Origin of the sequence: Caulobacter sp. RHG1 (assembly GCF_013181195.1) — a bacterium.
Lineage (GTDB): Bacteria > Pseudomonadota > Alphaproteobacteria > Caulobacterales > Caulobacteraceae > Caulobacter.
The window spans coordinates 35,031-59,906 of sequence record NZ_SMZP01000009.1 but is presented as its reverse complement, the minus strand read 5'-3'; the positions used below and the strand labels follow the sequence as shown (position 1 = coordinate 59,906).

Below are 24,876 nucleotides of genomic sequence, written 5' to 3'. Positions count from 1 at the left end.
TCCGTTCCGACGCGCTACCCCGACCGACCCTCAAAGAAAACCACACGTCAGTAGTCCACCGCCAGGCGCAGGCCCAGGTGGCGGCCGCTGTCGCGCGAGGGCTTCCAGTGCGTGGCCTGGGCGGGACGGCCATCGGCGCCGATCAGGTTCCACTGCACGTCGCGACCGCGCGTCAGGGCGATGCGCTGGTCCAGGACGTTGTCGACGAAGCCCGTCACCCGCCAGCCCGGCCCTCCGACCGCAGCCGAAACGTCCAGCACGCCCTGGGGTTGGTCGCGCGACGCCGGGTCCTGCAGCAGCCCGTAGACCACGCGTGAGCGCCAGCGATAACCAGCATTGATCTCCAGCCGCCGGTCACCGGCCAGCGGCCGCTGGTAAAAGGCGTTGAGGTTCAGCGACCAGCGCGGCGCATTGAACAAGGTCTTGCCCGACAGGTCCTGACGTCCGCCCACGCAGCCCTGCGCTGCGCTCTGGCCGAAGTAGCAGGCGGCGTTGGCGAAATCGCGCATGATCGCCCGGTTGTAGTTGGCTGCGCCGGCGAGGGTCAGGCGCGGGGTCAGGCGGGCGCTGAACTCGCTCTCCACGCCCTCGGCGCGCATGCTGCCGATGCTATTGAGCACATTGAGGCCGATGGCGTCGTCGCGGCTCTGGGCCTGGAAGCCGTTGAAGCGCTCCTGATAGACGGTGAGGTTCCAGCTCAGATTGCGATCGGTCGAGATCGCCCGCAGCCCGGCCTCGTAGCTTCCCACCGTTTCTGAAGCGATCGGCTGCTGAGCGGCCACGACGTCGGCGGCCGGAAGGCCGGCATAGGGACCGCTGGCCAACGGCGTGCGCATGGTCAGGCTGCTGGTCAGGTCGTAAGCCCTGCCCTTGTAGCCCGTCGAGTAGGTCGCATAGGCGGTCAGGCCTGGCGAGACCTTGCCCTGCAGGCCGATCCGGCCGCTCAGCGCGGTGTCGGCATGGCAGGTCTCGATGGCCACCGAGGGCGTCATGCGCGAGCAGGCCGGCGCGCCATAGGTGACGCCCGCGCCCAGGTCGTCGAAGCGATAAGCGATCCGCTCGTGGGCCAGCCGCAGGCCCGACAGGATCGAGAGCCGATCGTTGACCGCATAGCTGCCCTGACCGAACGCGGCGAAGGTGCGCAAGGTCGTCCGGGCGAAATAGCGCGAATAGAGCGTGCTGTTGGTGGTCGGCAGCGCCGGCAGGCCGTTGTAGTCGCCCAGCGTATCGGAGCCGCGCACGAAGTAGCGCTCCGACCGCGTCCGGCCCAGATAGAGCCCGCCAACATAGTCCCAGCGCCCGCCAGAGGGACTGTTCAGCCGCACCTCCTGACTCTCGGCCCGGATGAGAAAATCGCCGCCGTTGGCCGAGCCGCCGCGCGGCAGCCGCGGGTCCAGCAGGCTGTAGTCCAGATCGGTGGCGTCGGTGTCCTGGCGATCGTAGAGCGTGTAGCGGTCCACGGCCGTGATCGAGGTCAGCCGCCAGGAGCCGACCGAACCAACGGTGCGGACATTGACGCCGACATCGGTGGAATTGCCGCGGGCGTTGATGTTGTAGCGGGCTTCTCGGTTGTCCGGCCCCGGTACGATGCCCCGCAGCACCGCCTCGCGGTTCAGCTCGGCCCGGGTCAGGGTGGCGTTGGCCGAGATATAGGTGTCGGCTCCAACGCAGCACGATGAGAGGGTGCGGGTCAGGTGGGGCGAGACCGACACCGTCCAGTCATCCCCCGGGGTCCAGACCAGCTTGGCCCGCAGATTGACGTCCGACTGGCCATTGAGCCAGCGACGGGTCGCCAGGTTGAACACCGTGCCGCGGTATCGGCTGTAGGCGGCGACGGCGCGGAACTTCAGGGTGTCGCTGATCGGCCCCGTGACGGCCGCCTGCATCCGCTCCTCGTGGTCGTTGGTGATCAGGGCCTCGGCCTGGACGCCTAACACGTCGCTGGCCGGCTTGGTCGTGATGTAGATGACACCCGCCGCCGAGGACTTGCCAAACAGGGTGCTCTGCGGACCGCGAAGGATCTCGACCTGCTGCACGTCGGCCAAGGCCGAAAACGCCATGGCCTGGAAGGCCTGGGGCACGTCGTCGACCACCACCACCACGCTGGGCTCGGTGCCGATCGAGTAGGAATAGGTCCCTACGCCGCGGATATTGATGCTGTTGTTGCCCGGCTGGGTAGTTTTGGAGATGGTCAGCGACGGAGCCAGCTTGGCCAGATCCTCGAAGTCACGCACGCCGGTGCGGTCCATCATCTGGCCCGACAGCGCCTGCACAGACGCATCGGAGCGGCCCAGCGTCTCCAGGCGCTTACCCGAGGTGATCACAACAGCTTCGAGGCCTACGACCGGTTCACTCAACGGCGCTTGGCGAACGGCCGGGGCGTCGTGAGCGACGCGCGCGGCCGGCCGCATGCGATAGATCACGAACACACCGGACGGCGTCCGGCGGAAGGCCAGGTCGGTGCGAGATAGCAGCTGGGTCAGCGCCCGTTCCACGCCCATCCGCCCCCTCAGGGCCGGCGCGGACTGACCCGCGACGAGATCGGGACCGTAGAGCAGTTGCGCGCCCGTAGACTGGCTCAGCCGCTGTAGCGCCAGGGTCAGGCTGGAGGCGTCCTGGTCGAGGATACGCGGAGCGACAGGACGGGAAATCGTCTGGGAGACAGCGCTTACCGGCGCAAGGACGCAGAGGCTCGAAAGCGCCAAAGCGCAGTAGTCAACGCGGCGACCTGGAGCGGTGCGCCGATACATCTTCACCTCCCCTCGCGGCTCTTCGGCCGCTGTGCGCGTCATCGGAAATGACGATCCTTTTCCTTACGACGCGCTGGCCGGTTTGCTCCTCAAAAAAATCACGGCCCAGGCGCGCAGGAAGCGCCTGGGCCGCGAGGCCTTCGGGGGAACGAAGCGCTAGAACTTGGCCCGGACGGTTACCTGGTAGGTGCGGCCGTCGTAGTCGATGCGGCGGGGCAGCATCGGGTCGTTCTCATATTCCGAGCGGGTGGCGTCGGTCAGGTTGAAGGCGTCGAGCGAGACGGTGAGGTCCTTGGTCACGTTAAACGAGGCCGAGGCGTCCAGCTGGCTGCGCGCCTTGACGGTGCGGGCGTCGCCGACGAACGAGTTACCGGCGGCCAGGTCGTACTTGTCGCGCCAGTTGTAGACCAGGCGCACGCCGCCCCACTTGGCCTCGTAGTAGCCGATCAGGTTGATATTGTTCTTCGACACGCTGGGCAGGGTGATCTTGTTGCCCGCCGTATCCGTACCCTCGATCTTTGTGCGCGAGTAGTTGAAAGCGCCGCCGAAGCCCTTCCAGAAGCCCGGCAGGAAGTCGAGGTTCTGCTGGATGTTGAACTCCAGGCCCGTGACGGTCATCGGGTTCTGGTTGGTGCGGCCGCTGATATTGACTTGGGCGTTCTTCAGCACCCCGCCAGCGCCGATGAACTGGTTGGAGCTCATGCAGCGCGGCGTGCCGGCCGAGTTGTCGATGGTCAGCGTGCCCAGGGCGACGTCCAGGCCGGGGATCACGCCGCTGGACGGGCACAGCACCGACTGGTCGGTGATCGGGCCGATATAGCCGTCGATCTTCTTGCGATAGGCCGCCAGCGAGACCAGGCCGCCGGGCCGGTTGTACCATTCCAGCGAGGCGTCGAACGAGTCCGAGGTGTAGGGCTTGATGTCGGTGGCGCCGATGGTGACCGTGTAGATCGGGTCGACCGGCGGGGTCAGGTCGATCGGCGTCTGCACGAACGAGGTCGGCACGTTGTCGCGCGGCTGCGGGCGGACATAGGTCGAATAGGCCGCAAAGCGCAGGACCAGGTCATCGCGCAGATCGGCGGCGACGATCAGCGACGGCAGCCAGTAGTCGTAGTTCTGGCCGGTCTTGCGGGTGCTCAGGCTGTGGTTGATGGGACCGGCCACCACCGAGGTCGCAGCCGAGCAGTTCTTGCAGTCCAGGGCCGTGATGTCGTTCTTGGTATACTCGTAGCGGACGCCCGCGGCGCCGCGCACGGGGATGCTCAGCACATCGGCCTTGAACTTCGCCGTCAGGTACAGCGAATAGACGTCGTTGCGGGTGCTGAAGTTGTTGTTCCAGTAGTTGCCGTCCCAGTAGTTATTGATGAAGCCGTAGGGGGTCAGGAACACCCCAGGCGCGCCAAGGGTGAACTGATCGGGCAGGCCGTTGGGATTGGTCGCCGAGCGCGGGTTGGTGTTGATCGGCGTCAGCACCTTCAGGATCTCGTCGACATTGACGCCCATCCAGTTGGACGTCGCGCCGCTCGCCTTGCCGCCGAAGAAGTCGCGCGCATAGGACAGCTGCGAGGCCATGGCCGGGGTGATGTTCTGGGTCTGCGAGCCCAGCGAGGTGTTACGCGAACCGGTCGAGGTGAACTCGCCGCGCTCGATCCGGCCGCCGAACTGGAAGCTGGTCAGGAACGGGTTCTCGGCGAACGAGCGCTCCAGGTCCAGTTGCAGCGAATCCAGCTTGTTGTCGGCCTGGCCGTTGGTGCCGGTGACGCCGAAGCGGTCGGCCGGAACGTTGGCGGCCTGACCGGGCATCTGGGCGCCGGCCTGGGTGGCGGCGTTGGCCGCGGCCGGGATCGTGAAGCCGCCCGTCGGCAGGTGGGTAGCGCGCGGGGTGTTGAGGACCGCCGTGTAGTTCGACAGGTCCGTGCCGCCCAGATTGACCGAGGTGGTGATGCCGTTCAGCCCGCCCGCACCCAAGTTGCGGTACGGATTCTGGACGATGTCGAACTCGATCTGGTTGGCCATCGCCTTGGCGCGCGAGACGGTCAGGTTGGCGGTGGCGCGCCAGTCGTCGTTCTTGAACTCCACGGTCGGGTTGATCGCCCAGGTCTGGTTGGTGGCCGGCTCCGAGCGGATCGAGTCGAAGGTGTTGATGTTGGCGGCCGAGAACTTGTTGATGTAGGCGCGATCGCCATTCGGCGTCTTCACCACGAAGGGCGTGCCGATATTGCTGATCACGGCCACGGCGGAGGTCGCCGTCAGGGCGGTGTTGGATCCCTGCCCGCCGCCGGCGTCGATGTAGAGGAGGTTGTTGGTCGCCTCGTCCAGCTTGCGCTTGGTGATGAAGCCGTTGGCGCCGAACTTCCAGTTCTCGTTCATACGCCATTCGAAGCCGGTCGCCGCCGACAGGGTGGTGCCGCGATTGAACTTGACCAGCTGGCGGGTCTGGCTGGGATAGTAGACCCCGCCCGGATACTGGGCGATCAGCGCGTCATAGGTCGGGTTGTTGCCCGGCGTCGCCTGATTGCCGACCTGGATCGAGCCCAGGCGGTTGGCCCACGAGTTCACCGTGATCGAGTCGCGGCGGAACTTCTCGTCCTTCCAGGCCACCACGCCGAACACGGCGAAGTCGTCGGTCAGGTGCTTGTTGTAGCCGATCGAGGCCAGCGGGCTGCCCAGGTTTCCAAGGTCGTTGTATTCGTACGAAACCTTGGCGAAGCCGCCGTCCTTGCGCTGCAGCGCCGGCGCGATGCGCAGGTCGATATTGCCCGACAGGCCGCCGGCCAAGTCGGTCGACATCGGCGACTTGATCACGTTGATCGACGAGAAGATGTCCGAGTTGAAGGCGCCCAGCGGGGTCGAGCCGTTCAGGATCGGGTCGGCGAAAGCGCCGCCGTTCAGGGTGGTGCGGGCGAAGGTGCCCGGCAGGCCGCGCAGGCTGATCGTGGCGTTGCGGCTGTCGGCCTCGCGGTTGATCTGGATGCCCGGGATGCGCTGGATGGCCTCGCCGACGTTCAGGTCGGGAAAGCGGCCCAGGCCGTCGGACGAGATGCCATCCGAGATCTGCAGGGTGTCGCGCTTGGTGGCGATGGCGTTGGCATAGGCCTGACGGAAGCCGGTGACGACGACCGCGTCGACGGTCTCGGTTTCGGCGGGCGCGGTCGGCTGGGTCTGACGCGCCTGCGCCGACGCGCTCACGGCCAGAACGGCGCAGGACGCCAGCAGCGTGGCGCGGCGCACGAGTCTACGATCTTGGATCATCTGAAAATTCCCTCCCTGGGTGCGCTTTTGCGGCTCCCTTGGGATGACGTATCTGACGACTGTCCAACGTTGTCAAGAATTGGTAATGCCAATCTTTGTGACCATCGCTATATGGTCAGACCATAATGTGGGCGCGCGTCTCAAAACGAAGCGACCACGCACGGAGGAGGCTTTTCAGATGGTCAGATATCTTCTCGCCAGCGCGGCCTTTGCGCTGGCGCTCGCAAACACCGCTCACGCCCAGGATTTCGCGCTTCTGGACGAGCGCTTCACCACCGCCCTGCCCGGCCTCAGCGACCGCCCTGCGGCGGTCGAGATCGTGCGCCGCGCCCAGGCTGGCCTTGCCCGTCAACCCGGCCCGCTGCCTGTGGTTCACACCGAAGGCACCCTACCCGGAAAGGGTATTCGCGAGATCAGCACCAAGGCCCGCGAGGACCTGCCGATCATGCTGAACCTGGCTCTGGCCTACCGGATGACCGGCGAGCGCCGCTATCTCGAGTCGGCCGAGCGCTTCCTCACTGCGTGGGCGGATGTCTACAAGATCTCGCTCAACCCAATCGACGAGACCCATTTCGACCAGGTCGTGATGGCCTGTGACCTGACCTGTTCGGAAATGTCGCCGGCCGGACGCGAGAAGATCCAGCGCTTCGCCCGCGCCATGGCCGAGGGCTATCTGGACGCGATGGACAAACCACGCGACAAGCCTGAGACCAATTGGCAAAGCCACCGCGTCAAGCTGGCGACCATGGCCGCCTTCCTGACCGGAGACGCCAAGCTGATCACAAGGGCCCGCGACGCCTATGACCGGCAGATCGGCGCCAACATCAATCCCGACGGCACGGTGTTCGACTTCCACGAGCGCGACGCCCTGCACTACGTCACTTACGACCTGGACCCACTGATGATGGCCGCCCTTACGGCCAAGGCGCACGGCCAGGACTGGTTCAGCCGCAAGAGCGCCGCGGGTTCCAGCCTGCCGGGCGCGCTGGACTGGCTGGCGCCCTATGCGCTAGGCGAGAAGACCCACCAGGAGTTCGCCCGCTCCAAGATCGCCTTCGACGCCCAGCGCGCGGCGGCCGGGCAGAAGGAGTACCAGCCTCATCCCTGGGATCGGTCGAACGGCGTCCAGACCTTCGCCCTGGCGACGCAGCTGGACGCGCGCTACGCACCGGTGCTGAAGGCGGTGTCGAGCGCCACGACCAAGTCGCCGCCGGCCTGGCTGACCCTGTTCGCCGCGACCCGCTGACGCAAAAAATTGGGCGGCTGGAGGAGGATCCAGCCGCCCGTTCCATCGATACGGGAGGGTGGGCGAAGGATACGCATCGCCCGGTTTGATCGACAGATTTCAGAAGCGCTCTTTGGGCTCGTAAGGCGCGATCAGCAGCCGATCGAGCGCGGTGGGACTGGCGGCGGCCGAGACCGCGGCGGCCTTGGCCAAGCCGGCGTCGCCATAGGCGCGCGCCGCCAGGGTGAACAGCGGCGCGCCCTCCCCCGCCGCTCCGGCCGGATTGATCTCTTTGTGCGGGAAGCTGGCTTCGCGTCCGACATAGGGGGCCAAGAAGCTCATGGCCTTGCGCAGGCCCCGCCCGTCCTTGGTCTGATAGCCCCAGACGTCGACGCCGACGCAGCGACCCAGGTCCGCCAGGCCGACCAGCGGCTCCAGCGCGAAATAGCTGTAGTGCAGCGCGCGGGTGCGCTTCAGCTCTTCGGGCAGGCCGCCGTCGGGCGCGACCTGAGGCGCGATCCGCGTCTTGCCGACCTCCGAGATGACCTTGCGCGCCAAGGCGTCGTCGCGCGCGAACAGGGCGAAGGTCGCCAGCTGATAGTCGTACCAGCTGCCGTGGTTGTTCGTGGCCGCCCGCTCCTCGCGGCCGGTCGGGCTGGTCTGCATCCACCGGGCGTAGTCGGCGAACCAGCGCTCCAGTCCAGCCTGGTCGGCGGCCGACAGCGTCTTGGACGGCGACAGCACGCCAACACTCTCGACCACGCGCAACAGGCGGAAGGTGTCCAACACGCCTTCGGCGCGGCCTGGCGTGCGGCCCGGCACGCCCTGGGCGAAGCGGGCGTTGGGGTTCATCCGCGTAGCGGGATCAAGGAACCACACCCGCAGGAGCTGAGCGGCCTTGTCGGCGTAGCGCGGGTCGTCGGTGAAGTAGTAGGCCAGCGACAGCGCCTCGACCGCCCCGCTCATCGCTTCCAGCGACGTGACGTCGAAGGCGCTGGTGTTGCGCTCCGGATTGACCTGACCGTCGCGCCGCACATAGGGCTCACCGTTCGGCTTGGCCGGGTCGGGCCACCAGTACGGGCCCATGCTGATGTAGTCGTGCTTGTCGCCGCTCGGCGGCGTGCGCAGCTTGTCGGTGACGGTGTAGACGGGACCGGTCAACGCCGCGTCGGCCCGCTTGATCAGCGCTGTGTAGGCCGGCGTATCGGTGCGCTGGGCCTTGCTGGCCGCCAGCCATTCCGGCCGCCAGCGGAACGTGCGCCGCTCACCGAAGCTGGCCGCATAGCCCTGAGCGCCGACACATTGCGGACCGGGCTCGGCGGCCTTCGCCGGCGCCACGAACGCCACGGCGGCCAGGACGGCTGTCAAAGCATAGGCTGCTTTCACTTGAGCTTTTCCATCTGGGTCGCGGCCATCAGGAACGCGCCGACGCCGTAGAGCTGGGTGTCGGTCGCAGCGACCTTGTCCGGCGCGACGCCGACCTGCTGCACCCAGCCCAACTTGCCGTCAGGACCGACGGCGCGCTGCAGGGCGTCCCAGCCCTTCACCGTCGCCGGCTTGTAGGTCTTGGCGGGCAAGAGGCCGTTGTTGATCCCCCAGGCCAGGCCATAGACGAAGAAGCCCGTACCGCTGGTCTCGGGGATGTCCTGCGGCTCCAGCAGCGAGACCGGCCAATAGCCTTGCGCGCCCTGCAGGGTGATCAGCTTGGCGGCCATGTCCTTGAACAGCGCCTCGTAACGTGGACGGCTGGGATGGTCAGCCGGCAAGGCCGACAGGATGCGCACCAGGCCGCCGAACACCCAGCCGTTGCCGCGTCCCCAGAAGATCTTGCGGCCGCCGGCGTCGCGGCGTTCGATGAAGCGGCTGTCGCGGAAATAGAGGTGCTCGACCGGATCATAGAGCGCGTCGGTCGTGACCCAGAACTCGCGGTCAGCGTGCGCCAGGTAGCGGGGATCGCCGGTGGCCTTCGACAGCCCGACCCAGGCGGCCGGAGCCATGAACAGGGCGTCGCTCCAGCACCATCGGGCCTGGCAGTAGGGGTCGCCGCCTTGCGGGGGCTTGGGCCCGAAGTCCATCGACACCGTCGACGGCGCGGCGAGCACGGCGTCGAAGCGCTGGGTGATCGGGGCCAACTGCTTGCGGTTGCCCGATCGTGCGGCCGTCCACAGCCAGACCTGGCCAGTGACGTCAGCGTCGGCGTGGCGCGGCCGGCCGTCGAAGCCCCAGCCCTCCTTGGCCCCGTGGGCCTGCAGGGCGGCGGCGTAGCGCGGATCCTTGGTGGCGTCGGCGAAGTCGGACAGGCCGATATAGAAGGTCGCCTGGATCCAGTCGCGCGGCGCCTCTGTGTGATGCCGGAAGCTGCTGACGTAGTCGAAGCGGTCCATGTGGGCCAACTGCCAGTCGGCCACCGGACGCGCTACGGCCAGCGGCGAGGCAGCCCGGGCGGCGGCCGCGGGCGCGGCCTGGGCGCTCCCGAACGGCGCCGTCGCGGCCAAAAGAACAAGCGCCAGGGCTGCGCCGCCGCTGCGTCGTTGCATCGAAACCTCCCACGATTTGGGACCATCACTAACGGTCGACCAAATTTGGTCAAGCCATTTCGAAGTCATTTCAAATTGGTCTGGCCACGATGCGCTTCCTCCGCTAACGAGGCCGAAAGAACAGCGTTAGGGAGAGTGCTTATGGTCCGGTTCGAACTCGCCGCGGGTTTGTGCGCCACCGCGATCCTGGCGGCCGCACCAGCGGTCGCCGCTTCGAGCCAGGCCCAGCCGACGAACTGGCCCAAGGCCGCCAGCCCCAAGGCGCTGACCGACGCCAGGACCGAGGCCTTCGTCGCCGATCTCCTCAAGCGCATGAGCGTCGAGGAGAAGGTCGGCCAGACCATCCAGGCCGACATCACCTACATCAAACCCGAAGACCTGCTGACCTACCCGCTGGGCTCGCTGCTGGCCGGGGGCAGTTCGGGTCCGTTCGGCGACGAACGCGGTGACGCCGCCAAGTGGCTGGAGGCTGTTCGCGGCTTCCGCCAAGCGGCGTCCGAGCGCCCCGGCGCGCGCGTCCCGCTGATGTTCGGCATCGACGCCGTGCACGGCCACAACAACCTGGTCGGGGCGACGCTGTTTCCGCACAATATCGGCCTGGGCGCGGCGCACGATCCCGACCTGATCCGACGCATCGGCCGCGCCACCGCTCTGGAAGTGGCCGCCACCGGCGCCGACTGGACCTTCGGCCCCACCCTGGCCGTGCCGCGCGACGACCGCTGGGGCCGCACCTACGAAGGCTACGCCGAAAGCCCCGACATCGCCCGTCGCTATGCCGGCCCGATGACCGAGGGCCTGCAGGGCAAGCTGACGACCGGACACCTCGCCAACGGCCACATCGCCGGCTCGGCCAAGCACTTTCTCGCCGACGGCGGCACCGAGGCCGGGCTGGACCAGGGCGACTACAAAGGCGGCGAGCGCGAACTGATCGACGTCCACCTGTCGGGCTATCGCGAGGCCATCGACACCGGCGTCCTGACGATCATGGCCTCGTTCTCCAGCTGGAACGGCGAAAAGCACACCGGCAACAAGAGCCTGCTGACGGATGTCCTCCGCGGCCCGCTGGGCTTCACCGGCTTCACGGTCGGCGACTGGAACGCGCACGGCCAGCTGCCGGGCTGTAGCAAGGAAAGCTGCGCCCTGGCCATGAACGCCGGGCTCGACATGTACATGGCCCCCGACAGCTGGAAGGGCCTCTACGCCAACACCCTGGCCCAGGTGAAGTCGGGCGAGATCCCCATGGCGCGCCTGGACGAGGCCGTGACCCGCATCCTGCGCGTCAAGGTCAAGACCGGCCTGTTTGAGGCCAAGCGTCCCGCCGCTGAGGGCGACTTCAAGGTCATCGCCTCGCCCGAGCACCGCGCCCTGGCGCGAGAAGCCGTGCGCGAGTCCTTGGTTCTCCTGAAGAACAATGGCGGCGTGCTGCCGCTGAAGCCCGGCGCAAAGATCCTGGTGGCCGGCGCGGCCGCCGATGACATCGGCCAGGCCTCGGGCGGCTGGACCATCTCGTGGCAGGGCACGGGCACGACCAATGCCGACTTCAAGCAGGGCCAGTCGATCTGGGCCGGCCTGCGCGACGCCGCGACCGCCGCCGGCGGCTCGGCCGTGCTCAGCCCGGACGGCGCTTTCACCGACAAGCCGGACGTCGCCGTCGTGGTGTTCGGCGAGACGCCCTATGCCGAGTTCCAAGGCGATATCGACAACCTGGACTTCGTCCCTGAACAGCCCCTGGCACTCATGCGAGCTCTGAAAGCCAAGGGCGTGCCGACTGTCGCGGTGTTCCTGTCGGGCCGGCCGCTGTGGACCAACCCCGAGATCAACACCGCAGACGCCTTCGTGGCCGCCTGGCTGCCGGGGACGGAAGGCGGCGGCGTCGCCGACGTGCTCGTGGCCGGAAAGGACGGCAAGCCGCGCCACGACTTCACCGGCAAGCTGTCGTTCTCCTGGCCCAAGACCGCTGTCCAGGGCCCGCTGAACATCGGCCAGGCCGGCTACGATCCGCAGTTCGCCTATGGCTATGGCCTCTCCTACAAACAACCGGCGCAAGTCGCTCAGCTGGCCGAGGTCTCCGGCGTGCTGGCCGGTGGCGTCGAGCGGTTCCTGGCCGACGGCCGGATCATCCCGCCCTGGTCGCTGAGCCTGAAGGACGCCAGCGGCACGGTTCGCGCCGGCCAGTCGCGCCAGGCTGCCACGCCGAGCGGCGGTTCGCGCTACGCCGTGGTCGACGGCTCGGCGCAGGAGTCGGGGCGATCGCTGGTGTTCGCTGGCGCGGGTCAGGTTTCGCTGTCGGGCAAGGCCGTCAGCCTGACGGCGCAGGCCCAGCAAGGGCTGGCGCTGCGCGTCCGCTATCGTCTCGACGCCCCCGCAGCGAACGCGGCGACCTTCGGCCTGGGCGGCGGCGGCGTCGCCCTTCCCCTGACGGAGGTTGGCGCCTGGAAGACGACGGAAATCGCCCTCACCTGCCTGGCCAAGGCCGGCGCGGACCTGAGCGCCGTCGGCGAACCGTTCAAGCTGACCACGAACGGCCCGCTGTCACTGACGCTGGAAGACATCCGCCTGGCCCCCGCCCAGCAGCCTCCCAGCTGCTAGCGACTGGGGTCGAAGTCAGGCTTTTGGGACGTCACATAGGCGTCCCATTCGGCGGCGGTGTGGAAGTCGAGGCCTTTGTCCCAGGCCGCGCCCATGTAGTAGACGAACGGCTTGCCGGCCTCGACCTTGATCAGGATCAGGTAGTTGTCGAAGTCCTGGCGCACCTCGACCACCGACGCCGGATCGACCATCAGGGCGATGGCCATGGAGCCCTTGGTCGGGTCGGCCGGCTCCCAGAAGGTGACGCGGCCGGGGGCCAGATCCTTGCGGAACACACCCGAGCCGCTGGCCCGCTTGCGCTTGGAGATGCCGATCCCGACCACCAGCGTCCCGGGCTTGTCCGAGCTGATCGTCGAGACCATGCGCGTGAAGTTCGTCCCCAGCGGCAAGGTGAAGGTCCGCGTCTCCCAGACCTTGCGGTCGACGTCCACGGGCCAGGGCGCGTAGTCGACGCTGAACTTGGCCACCTCCGGACCGTTCTGGATCACCTTCCAGTCGGCCCAGTTGCGCGAGGTCCACAGCTTGTTGTCGGCCCAGACGCCCAGTCCGCCAGACCCGCGGCCCGTACCGACATCATAAAAGTCCAGCCCTTCGCCGTGGTTGGCATGCTGGTCGCCGGTCTTCAGCTGGCGGTCCATATAGGGCCAGCGCTCGCTCTTGCCCCAGGCGTCGATGCCTGAAGTCGACGGCGGCTCGTTCTTCTCCAGGTCGCGGCTGTAGATCCGGTGGGCGGTGCGGTCGTTTTCCCACAGGATGTCGTTGAAGCGATATGGCGCCAGCACCACCGTCGCGCGGGGCTTTTGCCCCTCGGCGTCCGGCTTGGTCAGCGGCGTTGGGGAGCCATGATCCTGGGCCTGAGCCGACGCCATGGACAGCGCGAGGATCCCCGCGAGAGAAAGCCGCTTGAGCACCGAGCTCTCCATTCAGCACGTCCGGATATCTGACCGGTACAACGCGAGGCCAAACTGGTCTAGCCAATTTCAGACCAAAGGAGGTCGCCACGCATTCGCCTTGAAAATCCCCTGCGCATTGCGCTAGCGCAGGACATGCCCCTGTTTTCCGACATCTGGCGGATTGGCGTCATCGAGAGCCCGATCCAAGCGGTCGCCGCCGCCGGCGGCCTGCACAAGGCCCCCGTGCGCTGGTTGCCGGAAGAGCCGTCCTACGCCTTCCTGGCTGATCCTTTCGGCCTGTGGCGCGACGGCCGTCTGCACCTGTTCGCCGAGGCCTACGACTATCGCACCCGCCACGGGATCATCGACCATCTGGAGCTGGACGCCGACTTCCGCCCGGTCAGCCGCAGCACGGTGATCCGCGAGCCCTGGCACCTGTCCTATCCAGTCGTGTTCGAGGCCGAGGGCGAGACCTGGATGACGCCCGAGGCCTTCCGCTCAGGGACCTTCACCCTCTATCGGGCCAAGCGCTTTCCGGACGTTTGGGAGCCCGTGACGACGATCGCCTTCGACACGCCAGCCATCGATCCGACCTTCTTCCAGTGGGAGGGCCGCTGGTGGTGCGCCTATTCGCCGGACGGGACGCAAGCCGACAAGCAGGGCAAGCTGCATCTGGCCTACGCCGAAAGCCTGCAAGGCCCCTGGACGCCCCATGCCGGCAATCCCGTGCGGATCGACCTGGCCAGCAGCCGCCCCGGCGGCACGCCCTTCGTGCATGAGGGCCGCCTGCATCTGCCCGTTCAGGACTGCACCCGCACCTATGGCGGCGACCTGCGCCTGCTGGTGGTCGACGTGCTGACGCCCGACCGCTTCGAGGCCTCGGCTTCGCCGATCCTGCAGGGGCCGACGGCGCCCGGTCGTTACACCGGCGGACGCCACACCCTTGCCGCCTGCGGGCCCGTCACCTTGTTCGACGCCAAGTGGATCAAGGCCTCGCCGCAAGGCTTGGCGATCGACATCGCCCGCAAGCTGCGCCTCCGGGCCGCGAGGCGTTCTTTATAGGAATATTATCTGCGACCAGGCGCCGCAGCAGGACTTTAAAGAACGTGTAGGGTGGTCGTCGATCGGCGGCGTCACTCTCATATGCGGATCTGTTTCCTCTTCAATCACGACCAAGTCCATCAGGTGGCGCACAGCCTGCCGATCGCTCTGGCGATGGTGGACGCCAATCTCGACGCCGAGGTGGTCATCGCCACCTCGAACCCGCGGCTCACCGCCGAGGTGACCCGGTTGAGCGGCGGCCGACCGGGCCTGCCGGTCGTGGAGCTGGGCCTCACGCGCCGGTCCAGCCAGTTGGCGAACCAGATGCTGGAGCGCCTGCTGCCCGCCGGCAAGCTGCTGTTCTACCGCGACAACCTAGACTTCTTCCGCACGGTCGACGTGCTGGTGGTCGCCGAGAAGACCTCGCTGATCCTCAAGACCCGCTTTGGCCTGGATCATCTGAAGATCGTGCACACCCGCCACGGCGCGGGCGACCGGGCCGTCGGCTTTGATCCCGCCAGCGCCCTCTTCGACCACGTGCTGGTCTCCGGCCCCAAGATCCGCGAGCGCCTGATCAGCGACACCGGCGTACGCCCCGACGCGATCTCGGTCGTCGGCTATCCGAAGTTCGATCTGGCCCCGGCCGCCCCGCCCCGTCCGTTGCCCAACGACGGCCGACCGCTGGTGCTCTACAATCCGCACGTCTCGCCGCACCTGTCGTCGTGGTTCACGGCCGGTCGCCAGGTGCTGGACTGGTTCGTGGACCATCCCGAGTACCAGTTGATCTTCGCGCCACACGTCATGCTGTTCGAGCGGCCGTTCACGATCAGCATCGACAAGCTGCGCATCGATCGTCCGGGCAAGATGGAGGCGCGCCACCTGAACGCGCCGAACATCCATATCGACCTGGGCAGCCGCGCCTCGACCACCATGGCCTACACCCAGGCGGCGGACATCTATCTGGGCGACGCCAGCAGCCAGGTCTACGAGTTCCTGCTGCGCTCGCGCCCCTGCATCTTCCTCAACCCCCAGGGCCATGACTGGCAGGACGACAAGAACTTCGGCCACTGGCGGATGGGCCGGGTGATCGAGGGCGTCGACCAGTTGGGCCAAGCGCTGGAGACGGCCTCGGCCGATCACGCGACGGGCTATCGCCATGTGCAGCAAGAGCTGTTCGAGAACAGCTTCGACCTGACGGACGAACCCTCGGCGCGGCGGGCGGCGCGGGCCGTGGCGGCGTTCGCCGGCCTGACCGCTCCGCTGTTGCAACCGCTGACCGAGTTCGCCCGTGTCGCCTATGGCTAAGGATCGCGGCGCGCTGCGCGGCATCTTCGGCAATACGCTGCGTCTGCTGAGCGGCAAGGCCGGGGCCGGGGTCGTCAGCCTCGTCTACATCGCCCTGGCCGCTCGCGCCCTGGGGCCGACGGACTACGGGATCCTCGTCCTGGTCCATACCTATGTGCTGGCCGTTGGCGGGATCATCGAGTTCCCCGGCTGGCACGCCGTCGTACGCTATGGCGCCCAAGCCCTGCTGGCCGGCGACGAACAGCGGCTGGCGCGCCTTCTGAAGTTCGCCGCCGTGCTGGAGCTGGCCTGCGGCGTCGTCGCCGTCGTCGTCGCGGCGCTGCTGGCTCCCTGGATCGGCGCCAAGCTCGGGTGGTCGCCGCGCGCCATCGCGCTGAGCCTGCCCTACAGCCTGGCCGTGCTGGCCTCTGTGCGCGCCACCGCGGCGGGCTACCTGCAGGTGACCGGACGCTTCGACCTGCTCGGCGCCCACAGCCTGGTCCCCGCCGTCGCCCGTCTGATCGGCGCTGTCGCGGTCTGGGCCGGCGGCTGGGGCCTCGTCGGCTTCCTGTGGGCCTGGCTCGCTGCAGCGGTGCTGGAATGGGCGGTCATGTGGATCATGGCCCTGGCGACCGCGCCGCGCTCGCTGCGCGTCCTGACCTTGCAGACCGGCCTTCGCGGCGTGCGCGCAGAGAACCCAGGTCTGCTGCGCTTCATGCTGGGCGCCAATGCCGATGTGACCTTCGCCGACCTCGCCGCACGCCTGACGCCGCTGGCGATCGGCTGGCTGGGCGGTCCGGCGATCGCGGGCCTGTTCGCCATCGCCCAAAGGGCGACCACGGTCATCGCCCAACCCGCCCAGAGCCTGGGCCAGGCCGCCTTTGCCGAGCTGGCCAAGCTGGCGGCCCGCGGCCAGACGGCCCAGGTCATTTCGACGATCGCCCGCGTCAGCGCCGTGACCATGCTCGTGGCCGTCCCGGTCTGCGCGCTGTTTGGCCTGTTCGGCAACGACCTTGCCAGGCTGATCGGCGGCGACGGCTTCGCCGCGGCCGGCGGGCTGATGCTGTGGCTGGCCATCGCCCGCACCCTGCTGCTGTGCGCGCCGCCGCTCAGCGCCGCCCTGACCGCCCTGGGCCGGCCCAGCCTGTCGGCCGGCATGAATCTGGCCGCCAGCCTCGGCCTGGTGGTCATGCTGCTGGTCGCCCTACCGGCCTGGGGCGAGGCCGCCATCGGTCCCTGTATCGTCGCTCAAGCCGTGCTGACCATGAGCCTGCTGGCCCTCGCCCTGGCCCTTCAGGCCCCGTCGGCCGCCGCGCCCGCGCCCAGGACCGCCTGACATGCTCGCCAAGCCAGATCTCCGCATCGCCTATGTGATCAATTCCGTGGAAGGCGGCGGCGCCCAGTCGCCTGTGCCCGCCATCGCCGCAGTCCTGCGCCAGGCCGGCGCCGAGATCGCGGTCTTCGCCCTGGGGCGCCGGGACGGCCGCGGTCTTCCCGCCATGGAGGCCGCCGGTCTCGACGTGCGGGTCTGTCCATTCGGCGAGAAGCAGCAGGTCGCCGCCCTGCGGTGGCTGCATGCCCAGCTCAAGACCTGGAAGCCCGACGTCGTCTGGACCTCCCTGACGCGCGCCACCCTGATGGGCCAGATCGTCGGCGGCTGGCTGAACACGCCGGTGGTCAGCTGGCAGCACGCCGCCTTCCTGAAGCCCGCCAACCGCGCGTTGCTACGCTGGCGGCGCTCGGCCTCGGCGCTGTGGATCGGCGATTCCGAGAGCGTCACAGCCCTGACCGCCGAGCGCATCGCGCCGGCGCCGGACCGCCTGATCTGCTGGCCGATCTTCGCGATGGACGCCCAGGCCCCGCAAGCCACAGCCTGGCGACAGGGCGAAACCCTGCGGCTGGGCGCCCTGGGCCGTCTGCATCCGGTCAAGGGTTACGACGTCCTGCTCGACGCCCTGGCCCAGCTCAAGCGCGACGGCTTCTCGCCGCCCGCGCCGTTCGAAGTGCGGATCGCCGGCGACGGCGCGGAAATGGAGCGGCTGCAGGCCCAGAAGACCGCGGCCGGCCTGCACAATGTTCATTTGGTCGGCTTCTGCGCCGCGCCGCCGCGCTTTCTGGCCGACCTGCATCTCTATCTGCAGCCCTCGCGATCGGAGGGCCTGTGCGTCGCCGCCCATGAGGCGATGCAGGCGGGACTGCCGGTGCTGGCCTCGGCGGTCGGCGAGTTGCCCTACAGCATCGTCGCGGGCGAAACCGGCTTCCTGGCGCCTCCGGGCGATGCGACCGCCCTCGCCGCCGCCCTCGCTGAAGCGCTGAGCGATCCGGAGCGCCTGGCGCGCATGGGTCAGGCCGCTCGGTCCCGCACCCAGACGCGCTTCGGGTCAGAGCAGTTCGTGGCGCGGGGCGCGGCGATCGTACAACGCTTGCGAGCGATGGCCTGACATGCGGATTCTCGTCGTCCTTCACGACTTGCCACTGGGCGGCACCGAACGCGTCGCCCTGCGCCTCGCCGACGCCTGGGCCAAGGCGGGCCATCAGGTCACCCTCCTCTGTGGATCGGCGACCGGAGCCCAGTCGGGTCACGTGTCGGCGGCGATCGACCTGATCGAGTGCTTTCCGCCCATTCCACGCGGTGTGGGATCACGCCTCCGGTTGGGCGAGGCCGTCGCCGAGCACTTGCGCCTCCACCCAGCCGACGTGCTGTTCGTGCCTGGAAACTTCCATTGGTCGCTCGCGCGGTCCGTCGCCAAAACCCTCGGGAACGCCCGTCCCGCGATCGTGGCCCAGGTCAGTTCGCCGATCTTCCGCCACGGCCGGCGCGGCCTGAAGCAGTGGGCGTTCGAGGTCGGCGCCCGCCGTCGGCTGCGCGACGCCGACGCGATGGTGACGCTGTCACCGCAAACCCTGCCTGAGATCGACGGCCTGCTGGGCCGCGCCATCGCGACGGCCATCCCCCTCCCCGCCCTGGACGACGCCGTCGATCCGCTCCGCATCGCCTCAGGCAAGCTCATCGTTGCGGCGGGCCGCCTGGCCCCTGAGAAGGGTTACGATGTCGCCTTGAAGGCCTTTGCGCAGATCCAGGATCCGGAGGCGCGCCTGGCCTTCGTCGGGGACGGTCCGCTGCGCGCCGAGTTGGAGACCTTGGCTATCGATCTCGGCGTCCGGGATCGTGTCGAGTTCGCCGGCTATGCGCCCGATATTCGCCCCTGGCTCGACCGGGCGCGACTGCTGCTGCTCAGTTCGTGGCACGAGGGCTTCGGCGCAGTGATCGTCGAGGCCCTGGGCCGCGGCCGCCCCGTGGTCGCCACCGCCTGCACGCCTGCGGTCAAGGACCTGCTCTGGACACCCGCCCATGGCCGCGTCGTGTCGCCCGGTGACATCCAGGGCATGGCCCAGGCGCTCGAGGCGCAACTGAATACGCCGTCACCCGATCCGCAGCGCCTGTCCCAGGCCGTTCAAGGCTATCGGACCTCTCAGGTCGCCTCGGCCTATCTGGAGCTCTTCGGAACGGTTCAGGCTCGCCGAGCCGCCGTCCGCCAGGCGAACCAAGCCCCCCAGCCGCTTCAGCAGCCGCTCGAGACCGCGCCCGTCCGCCCCTGAGGTCCTGGATCTCATCGGAACGCAACATAGCCAGCACGTCAGGTCGGCCAATGCCGAAACGGCCACACGATCTTGCAAATAATAACGCCTCTCAGTAACAGAGCCGCAAACAAAGGAATGTTATGCGTACCCTGTTGCTTCTGGGCGCGGCGATCGCCGCCCTGTGCCCCGCCGTTGTCTCCGCCGCCGAGATCGCTCCCCTAGAAGCCGATACCGTGGTCGGCCAGTTGGTCGTCACCGCTCGTGTCAACAATCGGGTCGCCGTCGGCAAGGCCGACGCGTTGCTGATCGAGACGCCGCAATCGGTGTCCGTCGTCGACGCTTCGTTCATCGAGACCGTCAACACCAAGACCATCAGTGAAAGCCTGGGCTACACGCCCGGTCTTGTCACCCAGTCGGCCAGCTTCGCCCGCTCGGCCGACAACGTCTATCTGCGCGGCTTCCCGGTGAACACCGCCGACGGCAGCATCCTGCTGGACGGCCTCAAACCCCAGGCCGCGACCTATGGCGGTGGTATCGAGCCCTACGCCCTGGAGCGCCTGGAAGTGCTGCGCGGCGCCAACTCGGTGCTGTACGGGCAGCTCGGCCCGGGCGGCGTGATCAACGCCGTCAGCAAGCGTCCCTCGTTTGCCCGCTCGGGCGAGATCCGCGCCCAGTACGGCAGCTTCGAGCGCAAGGAACTGGCCGCCGACTACACCGGCGCGATCAATGACCGCGTCGCCGTGCGCCTGACTGGCTTGGTCCGCGGCTCCAACACCGACGTCGACCACATCAAGGACGACAAGCGCTTCTTCGCGCCGGCTTTGACCTGGAAGATCGACGCCGACACCGACCTGACGCTGCTGGGCAGCTACCAGGAAATCCGCATGAACTTCGCCGCCCCGCTCAGCGTGCAGTTGGTCACGGGCGCCGGCCTGCCGCGCGGCGCGATCGCTCGAGATCGCTTCGTCGGCGAGCCCGGCTTCGACCGCTACGACGCCGACCAGTGGACCCTGGGCTACCGCTTCAATCACAATTTCTCTGAAGGCCTCAAGCTGGAGCACAGCCTGCGCTACTACGAGGGCAAGCTGGACTGGGACTACCTGCAGGTCGGCGCGGTGACCGCCGCGGGCGATCTGACCCGCACCATCAGCTATCGCCGCGAGAAGACCACGGCCCTGTCGACCGACACCCGCGTGAAGTACGAACTGAACGCCGACGCCCTGACGCATGAGCTGATGGCCGGCGTCGACGTCTACGTGCCGACCTATCGCAACGATCGCTTCCAGAACGGCACGATCACGCCGATCAACATCTACAACCCCGTCTATGGCGCGGTTCCGGTCGTGGACAACCGCCAGAGCCGCAACCGCGGCGCCGACGTCCGCAGCCGTCAGGTCGGCGTCTATTTCCAGGACCAGATCCGCTACGACAAGTGGATCGTGGTGCTGGGCGGCCGTCAGGACTGGAGCCGTAACCGCACCCACGTGCGCGCCACCGGCGTCGACACCGAGCAGAAAAACGACGCCTTCACCTGGCGCGCCGGCGTCGTGCATGTCGGCGACAACGGCCTGGCGCCCTATGCCAGCTATGCCCGCTCGTTCGCGCCGCAGATCGGCTCGGACTTCGCCGGTGAGAGCTTCGTGCCCAGCCGGGGTGAGCAGATCGAGGCGGGTCTGCGCTACCAGAAGCCAGGCTCCAAGCTGCTGCTCAGCGCGGCGGTCTATCAGCTGACCCAGACCAACGTCCTGACCCCTGACAACACGCCCGGCCGCCCCGCCGGCTTCAGCGTCCAGACTGGCGAGATCCGCACCCGGGGCGTCGAGGCCGAGGCCCAAGCCGAAGTCGCCAAGGACCTGAACCTGCTGGTGGCCTATGCCTGGTTCGATCCGGAGATTACCCGCTCGAACACCGTGGGCGAGCAGGGCCAGCGCCCGACCTTCGTGCCGCGTCAAACCCTGTCGGTGTTCGCCGACTATCGCCTGGCCGGGCTGGGCCTGTCGGACGTCAAGATCGGCGCAGGCGCGCGCTATATCGGCGCCAGCAACATCGTCGGCGCGACCTTCGACAACAAGGCCTACACGCTGGTCGACGCCTTGGTCGAATGGACGCCAGGGCCTTACCGCTTCGCGCTGAACGCCCGCAACCTGCTGGACAAGAAATACACGGCCTGCCTGGCCGGCGGCGTCAACGCCTGCCGCTATGGCGATCCGCAGCAGTTCGCCTTCACCGCCGGCTATCGCTTCTAGCCGATGAAAGCGACGACGACGGGGACGGCGCGCGCGCCCAAGGCGCGGTCGCGCTGGTGGCGGGTGCACGCCTGGCTGGGACTGAAACTGTCCCTGTTCATGGCGATCATCTGCCTGTCGGGAACCCTGGCCGTCGTCGCCAACGAACTGGACTGGCTGGCCGACCCGGCTCTGCGGGCCTCGCCCGCAGCAGGCCAGAGCGCCAGTTGGGGAACCCTGGCCGACAATGCGCTGAACGCCGTGCCTGGCGGTCGCATCGACCTGATGGAGCGCGGTCCCGATCCCTGGTTCGCCACCACGGTGGTGATCAAGGCGGCCGACGGTCACCGCAGGCGCGTGCTGCTCGACCCGGCCACCGGCGAGGTCAATCGCGTGGCGGGCTTCGGCAGCATCGAGCGGTTCCTGCGCGACTTCCACCGGCGGCTGATGCTGCCGGTGGCGATCGGCATCCCGCTGGTCACCAGCCTGGCCTTCGTGCTGCTGACCTCGCTGATCACTGGCCTCGTCACCTACAAGAAGTTCTGGAAGGGCTTCTTCAAGCGTCCGCGCGGCGGGACCCTGCGCAAAACTAGCGGCGACCTGCATCGGCTGTTCGGGGTCTGGAGCCTGTGGTTCGTGGCCCTCGTGGTCGTCACCAGCCTCTGGTACCTGGTCGAGTTGCTCGGGGCCTCAGCCCCGCCAACCCTGCCGTTGCAGACCGTCAGCAAGGCCGAGCGCAAGATCGCCCTGCCCCAGCCGTCGGGCGCGGATCTCGACCGGCTGGCCGCCCGCGCCGCGACCGCCTATCCAGAGCTGACGGTCAGCCGCGTGCTGTTTCCGTTCCCCGGCATGAAGGCGGTCGGTTTCCAGGGCGAGGCGGGTACGACCCTTGTCACCGAGAAAGCCAACGCGGTCTTTGTCGATCCGGTCTCAAACGCCGTGACCTTGAAGGTGGTCGGCGATCAATTGAGCGCCCACCAGCGGATAGCCGAGATGGCCGACCCCCTGCACTTCGGCACGTTTGGCGGCCTGGCCACAAAGCTGATCTGGTTTGTGTTTGGCGCGGGGCTGACCGCGCTCTCGGTCACCGGCGTAATGATCTACGCCACACGCTTACAGCCCGCCCAGGCTGGCTCTCGGTCGGCCTGGAGCGTAGCGATCCGAGGCGTGTCCTGGTGGTCCATTCCCGCCTTGGCGCTCCTGATCATCGCTCTCTGGCTAACGCCGGCCATCCTGGCCGGGTGAACTAGACCGGCGATATCGCTTTGCCCGGATGCGTCGCCTCTCAGCTCCATGCGAAAGAAGCTACGTCCAGACCTGCGTCGTTGCGGCGGGTCCTTTCGCTGTGAAGACATCACGGGCGACGCCATACCCCTATGTCTGCCTATGATAGGCGACGCCTTGGCAGACGCAGCGACATCATGACGGACATCATTCAAGCGGCAGCGGCTTGCTTCCCCGACAGCTACGCAACCGCGCGGGCCGACTTTCGCCTCGCCGCCCAGTCAGGCAGCCGAAGCTATCCCAGCAATGCTGTCGGCCCGGCCGGCGAAGCGCTGTCGACCGACGTGGCGTGGATTGGTCCGAAAGACGCCCAGGACGTCCTCGTGGTGCTATCCGGCGTGCATGGAGTCGAGGGTTACTGCGGCTCTGGCGCGCAGTTGGACCTCATGTTGGCATGCGACCTAGACAAGGACCAAGCCCTGCTGCTCGTACACGCGGTGAACCCCTATGGCTTCGCCTGGGATCGTCGGGTGACCGAGGAAGGCTGCGACCTCAACCGGAACTTCGTCGACTTTGACAAGGGCATACCGGCCAATCCCGGCTACGAGGCCATAGCTGCTCACCTCCTTCCCAAGACCTTGGCGCCAGAGGCCTTGGCGAGTGCTGAAGAGGCCTTGGCCGCCTACCGCGCCAAGGTCGGGGAGTTGGCCTTCCAAGTCGCGCGCAAGAGCGGCCAATATGTCGATCCCAGGGGCATGTTCTTCGGTGGTTTTGGTCCCGCGGCGGCTAGCCGGACACTCGAAGCCATCGCCCGCGACTTCGGCTTGGCCGACCGCCGCTTCGTCACCGTGATCGACATCCATACCGGCCTTGGTCCCTTTGGATACGGCGAAGCTCAATCCGAGAACGAACCCGACACCGCGAGCCACGCGCTCGCGGTCGGCATGTTCGGCCCTTCCCTCACCTTCCCTGCGCTTGGCACCTCGTTCTCCGTGCCGATCAATGGCTCGCTTCAGCTGTTCTGGGAGCGCCTGAGGGGCGATGGGCGGTACGTCTATATCTGCCTGGAGTTCGGCACCTTCGACCAAGAAGCCAGTCGCGCGGCCTACCGCCTGGATCACTGGCACCACGCCTATGGCGACGGCGAGCCCGACAGCGAGATCGGCCGCGCCGCGCGCCTGGCCATGCGGCGACAGTTCTACCCCGAGTTTCAGGAGTGGAAGGAGATGGTGCTGTTTCGCACCCGCCAGATAGCCCGCCAGGCCTTGAACGGAATGAAGGAAGTGATGTCTTGAGCCACGTAACGCTCGTCTCCGACAAGACCTGTGAAAAGCTGCTGACCGCGGCGGACGCCCTGGACTGCATGCGCAGCCTGTTCTCCCAGATGGCGGCGGGCGACGCCGACAACTTCCCGGTCGTGCGCGAGCGCCCCGGCATCGCCAACAGCGTCTATGGCGTCAAATCCGGCGTCAATCGCGCCGATGACCTGCTGGGCCTGAAGATCGGCGGCTACTGGCCCGGCAACACCGAGCTTGGCATGGCGCGCCATCAATCGACCGTCGTGCTGACCAACCCACGGACGGGCGAGCCTGTCGCCCTGGTCGGCGGCAACGTGATCACCGCCTTGCGCACCGCAGCCTCGGCGGCTTTGTCGATCGACGTGCTGGCACGCAGCGACGCAAAGGTTCTGGGCGTCATCGGCGCTGGCGGACAGGCCCTGTGGCACGCAAAGGCCGCTCTGGCTGTTCGCCGCTTCGACCGCGTGCTGGTGTGGAACCGCACGCCCGAAGCCGCCGCTCAACTGGCTGCTGCGATCGGTAACGGCGCGGAAGTCGCCACGTCCAGCAACGGCCTGGTCAAGGCCAGCGATGTCGTCGTCACGATCACTGGCGCCACCACGCCGTTGTTCGATGTCAGCGCGGTCAAGCCCGGAACCCACTTTGCCTGCATGGGCGCCGACACCGCCGGCAAGGGCGAAACGCCAGCCGAACTTCTGGCGATGGCGAGCTTGTTCGCGGACTCGATCGTCCAGGCGCGGACGCTGGGCGAATGCCAGCGCGCTCCGGATCATGAGAGCGGGCTGACCACCTTGGGGGACGTCATTCTGGGCCAAGCGCCAGGACGGGTGTCGGATCAGGACATCACCCTGTTCGACGGCACCGGCCTGGGTCTACAGGACCTGGCCATGGCGCAGTTGGCGATGCGCAAGGCGATCGACGCCAAGCTGATCCAGACCTTCGAGATCTAGGAAAAGCCCGCCTCGCGCCGCCGTTG

General features: G+C 67.7%; 16 protein-coding genes. 11 read left to right on the top strand and 5 right to left on the bottom strand.

From position 1 onward, the window contains the following. Positions 1-47: 47 nt before the first annotated feature. Both E1H18_RS22245 and E1H18_RS22240 read right to left on the bottom strand, forming a co-directional pair. Positions 48-2,750: a TonB-dependent receptor gene (locus tag E1H18_RS22245; RefSeq protein ID WP_172272940.1), complete on the bottom strand. Its 2,703-nt coding sequence runs from the start codon at positions 2,748-2,750 to the stop codon at positions 48-50. Between the two features lie 156 nt (positions 2,751-2,906). Further along, positions 2,907-6,002, bottom strand: a complete 3,096-nt coding sequence (locus tag E1H18_RS22240) for a TonB-dependent receptor (protein WP_172272938.1) — start codon at positions 6,000-6,002, stop codon at positions 2,907-2,909. Between the two features lie 178 nt (positions 6,003-6,180). Here E1H18_RS22240 and E1H18_RS22235 point away from each other — a divergent pair, with 178 nt between their 5' ends. Further along, complete coding sequence (locus E1H18_RS22235) at positions 6,181-7,248, top strand: alginate lyase family protein (protein WP_172272936.1); 1,068 nt, start codon at positions 6,181-6,183, stop codon at positions 7,246-7,248. 99 nt (positions 7,249-7,347) lie between these two features. Here the strand turns inward: E1H18_RS22235 and E1H18_RS22230 are convergent, their stop codons facing one another. Beyond that, on the bottom strand, positions 7,348-8,613 hold the full coding sequence (locus tag E1H18_RS22230) for an alginate lyase family protein (RefSeq protein ID WP_172272934.1): 1,266 nt from the start codon (positions 8,611-8,613) through the stop codon (positions 7,348-7,350). Further along, on the bottom strand, positions 8,610-9,764 hold the full coding sequence (locus tag E1H18_RS22225) for a glycoside hydrolase family 105 protein (protein WP_172272932.1): 1,155 nt from the start codon (positions 9,762-9,764) through the stop codon (positions 8,610-8,612). Before E1H18_RS22225 ends, E1H18_RS22230 begins: the two co-directional genes overlap by 4 nt. 141 nt (positions 9,765-9,905) lie before the next feature. Here E1H18_RS22225 and E1H18_RS22220 point away from each other — a divergent pair, with 141 nt between their 5' ends. Beyond that, positions 9,906-12,353, top strand: a complete 2,448-nt coding sequence (locus tag E1H18_RS22220) for a glycoside hydrolase family 3 N-terminal domain-containing protein (protein ID WP_172272930.1) — start codon at positions 9,906-9,908, stop codon at positions 12,351-12,353. Here E1H18_RS22220 and E1H18_RS22215 read toward each other — a convergent pair. Next, positions 12,350-13,264 carry a DUF4861 family protein gene (locus E1H18_RS22215; protein ID WP_370526572.1) on the bottom strand — a complete coding sequence of 305 codons (915 nt, stop codon included), beginning with the start codon at positions 13,262-13,264 and terminating at the stop codon, positions 12,350-12,352. The genes E1H18_RS22220 and E1H18_RS22215 overlap by 4 nt on opposite strands. Before the next feature lie 135 nt (positions 13,265-13,399). Here E1H18_RS22215 and E1H18_RS22210 point away from each other — a divergent pair, with 135 nt between their 5' ends. The 9 genes from E1H18_RS22210 to E1H18_RS22170 all read left to right on the top strand — a co-directional run bounded on the left by E1H18_RS22210 (position 13,400) and on the right by E1H18_RS22170 (position 24,850). Continuing rightward, complete coding sequence (locus tag E1H18_RS22210) at positions 13,400-14,308, top strand: formyl transferase (RefSeq protein WP_172272924.1); 909 nt, start codon at positions 13,400-13,402, stop codon at positions 14,306-14,308. Positions 14,309-14,389: 81 nt separating this feature from the next. Further along, positions 14,390-15,592: a hypothetical protein gene (locus E1H18_RS22205; RefSeq protein WP_172272920.1), complete on the top strand. Its 1,203-nt coding sequence runs from the start codon at positions 14,390-14,392 to the stop codon at positions 15,590-15,592. Further along, positions 15,585-16,907: a lipopolysaccharide biosynthesis protein gene (locus E1H18_RS22200; protein ID WP_172273639.1), complete on the top strand. Its 1,323-nt coding sequence runs from the start codon at positions 15,585-15,587 to the stop codon at positions 16,905-16,907. Before E1H18_RS22205 ends, E1H18_RS22200 begins: the two co-directional genes overlap by 8 nt. A gap of 1 nt (position 16,908) precedes the next feature. After that, positions 16,909-18,012: a glycosyltransferase family 4 protein gene (locus tag E1H18_RS22195; protein ID WP_172272917.1), complete on the top strand. Its 1,104-nt coding sequence runs from the start codon at positions 16,909-16,911 to the stop codon at positions 18,010-18,012. A gap of 1 nt (position 18,013) precedes the next feature. After that, positions 18,014-19,171 (top strand): glycosyltransferase, encoded by a 1,158-nt coding sequence (locus tag E1H18_RS22190; RefSeq protein ID WP_172272914.1) that lies wholly within the window; start codon positions 18,014-18,016, stop codon positions 19,169-19,171. A 122-nt stretch (positions 19,172-19,293) separates the two neighbouring features. After that, on the top strand, positions 19,294-21,399 hold the full coding sequence (locus E1H18_RS22185; RefSeq protein WP_172272911.1) for a TonB-dependent siderophore receptor: 2,106 nt from the start codon (positions 19,294-19,296) through the stop codon (positions 21,397-21,399). A 3-nt stretch (positions 21,400-21,402) separates the two neighbouring features. Further along, complete coding sequence (locus E1H18_RS22180; RefSeq protein ID WP_172272908.1) at positions 21,403-22,623, top strand: PepSY domain-containing protein; 1,221 nt, start codon at positions 21,403-21,405, stop codon at positions 22,621-22,623. A gap of 176 nt (positions 22,624-22,799) precedes the next feature. Further along, complete coding sequence (locus E1H18_RS22175) at positions 22,800-23,897, top strand: DUF2817 domain-containing protein (protein ID WP_172272905.1); 1,098 nt, start codon at positions 22,800-22,802, stop codon at positions 23,895-23,897. Continuing rightward, complete coding sequence (locus E1H18_RS22170) at positions 23,894-24,850, top strand: ornithine cyclodeaminase family protein (protein ID WP_206679119.1); 957 nt, start codon at positions 23,894-23,896, stop codon at positions 24,848-24,850. Before E1H18_RS22175 ends, E1H18_RS22170 begins: the two co-directional genes overlap by 4 nt. Positions 24,851-24,876: the final 26 nt, after the last annotated feature.

Excerpts from the sequence above, each read along its gene's own strand:
- E1H18_RS22245 (WP_172272940.1), bottom strand. The coding sequence starts at position 2,750 with ATGTATCGGCGCACCGCTCCAGGTCGCCGCGTTGACTACTGCGCTTTG.
- E1H18_RS22240 (WP_172272938.1), bottom strand. The coding sequence starts at position 6,002 with ATGATCCAAGATCGTAGACTCGTGCGCCGCGCCACGCTGCTGGCGTCC.
- E1H18_RS22235 (WP_172272936.1), top strand. The coding sequence starts at position 6,181 with ATGGTCAGATATCTTCTCGCCAGCGCGGCCTTTGCGCTGGCGCTCGCA.
- E1H18_RS22225 (WP_172272932.1), bottom strand. The coding sequence starts at position 9,764 with ATGCAACGACGCAGCGGCGGCGCAGCCCTGGCGCTTGTTCTTTTGGCC.
- E1H18_RS22220 (WP_172272930.1), top strand. The coding sequence starts at position 9,906 with ATGGTCCGGTTCGAACTCGCCGCGGGTTTGTGCGCCACCGCGATCCTG.
- E1H18_RS22210 (WP_172272924.1), top strand. The coding sequence starts at position 13,400 with ATGCCCCTGTTTTCCGACATCTGGCGGATTGGCGTCATCGAGAGCCCG.
- E1H18_RS22205 (WP_172272920.1), top strand. The coding sequence starts at position 14,390 with ATGCGGATCTGTTTCCTCTTCAATCACGACCAAGTCCATCAGGTGGCG.
- E1H18_RS22200 (WP_172273639.1), top strand. The coding sequence starts at position 15,585 with ATGGCTAAGGATCGCGGCGCGCTGCGCGGCATCTTCGGCAATACGCTG.
- E1H18_RS22195 (WP_172272917.1), top strand. The coding sequence starts at position 16,909 with ATGCTCGCCAAGCCAGATCTCCGCATCGCCTATGTGATCAATTCCGTG.
- E1H18_RS22190 (WP_172272914.1), top strand. The coding sequence starts at position 18,014 with ATGCGGATTCTCGTCGTCCTTCACGACTTGCCACTGGGCGGCACCGAA.
- E1H18_RS22185 (WP_172272911.1), top strand. The coding sequence starts at position 19,294 with ATGCGTACCCTGTTGCTTCTGGGCGCGGCGATCGCCGCCCTGTGCCCC.
- E1H18_RS22180 (WP_172272908.1), top strand. The coding sequence starts at position 21,403 with ATGAAAGCGACGACGACGGGGACGGCGCGCGCGCCCAAGGCGCGGTCG.
- E1H18_RS22175 (WP_172272905.1), top strand. The coding sequence starts at position 22,800 with ATGACGGACATCATTCAAGCGGCAGCGGCTTGCTTCCCCGACAGCTAC.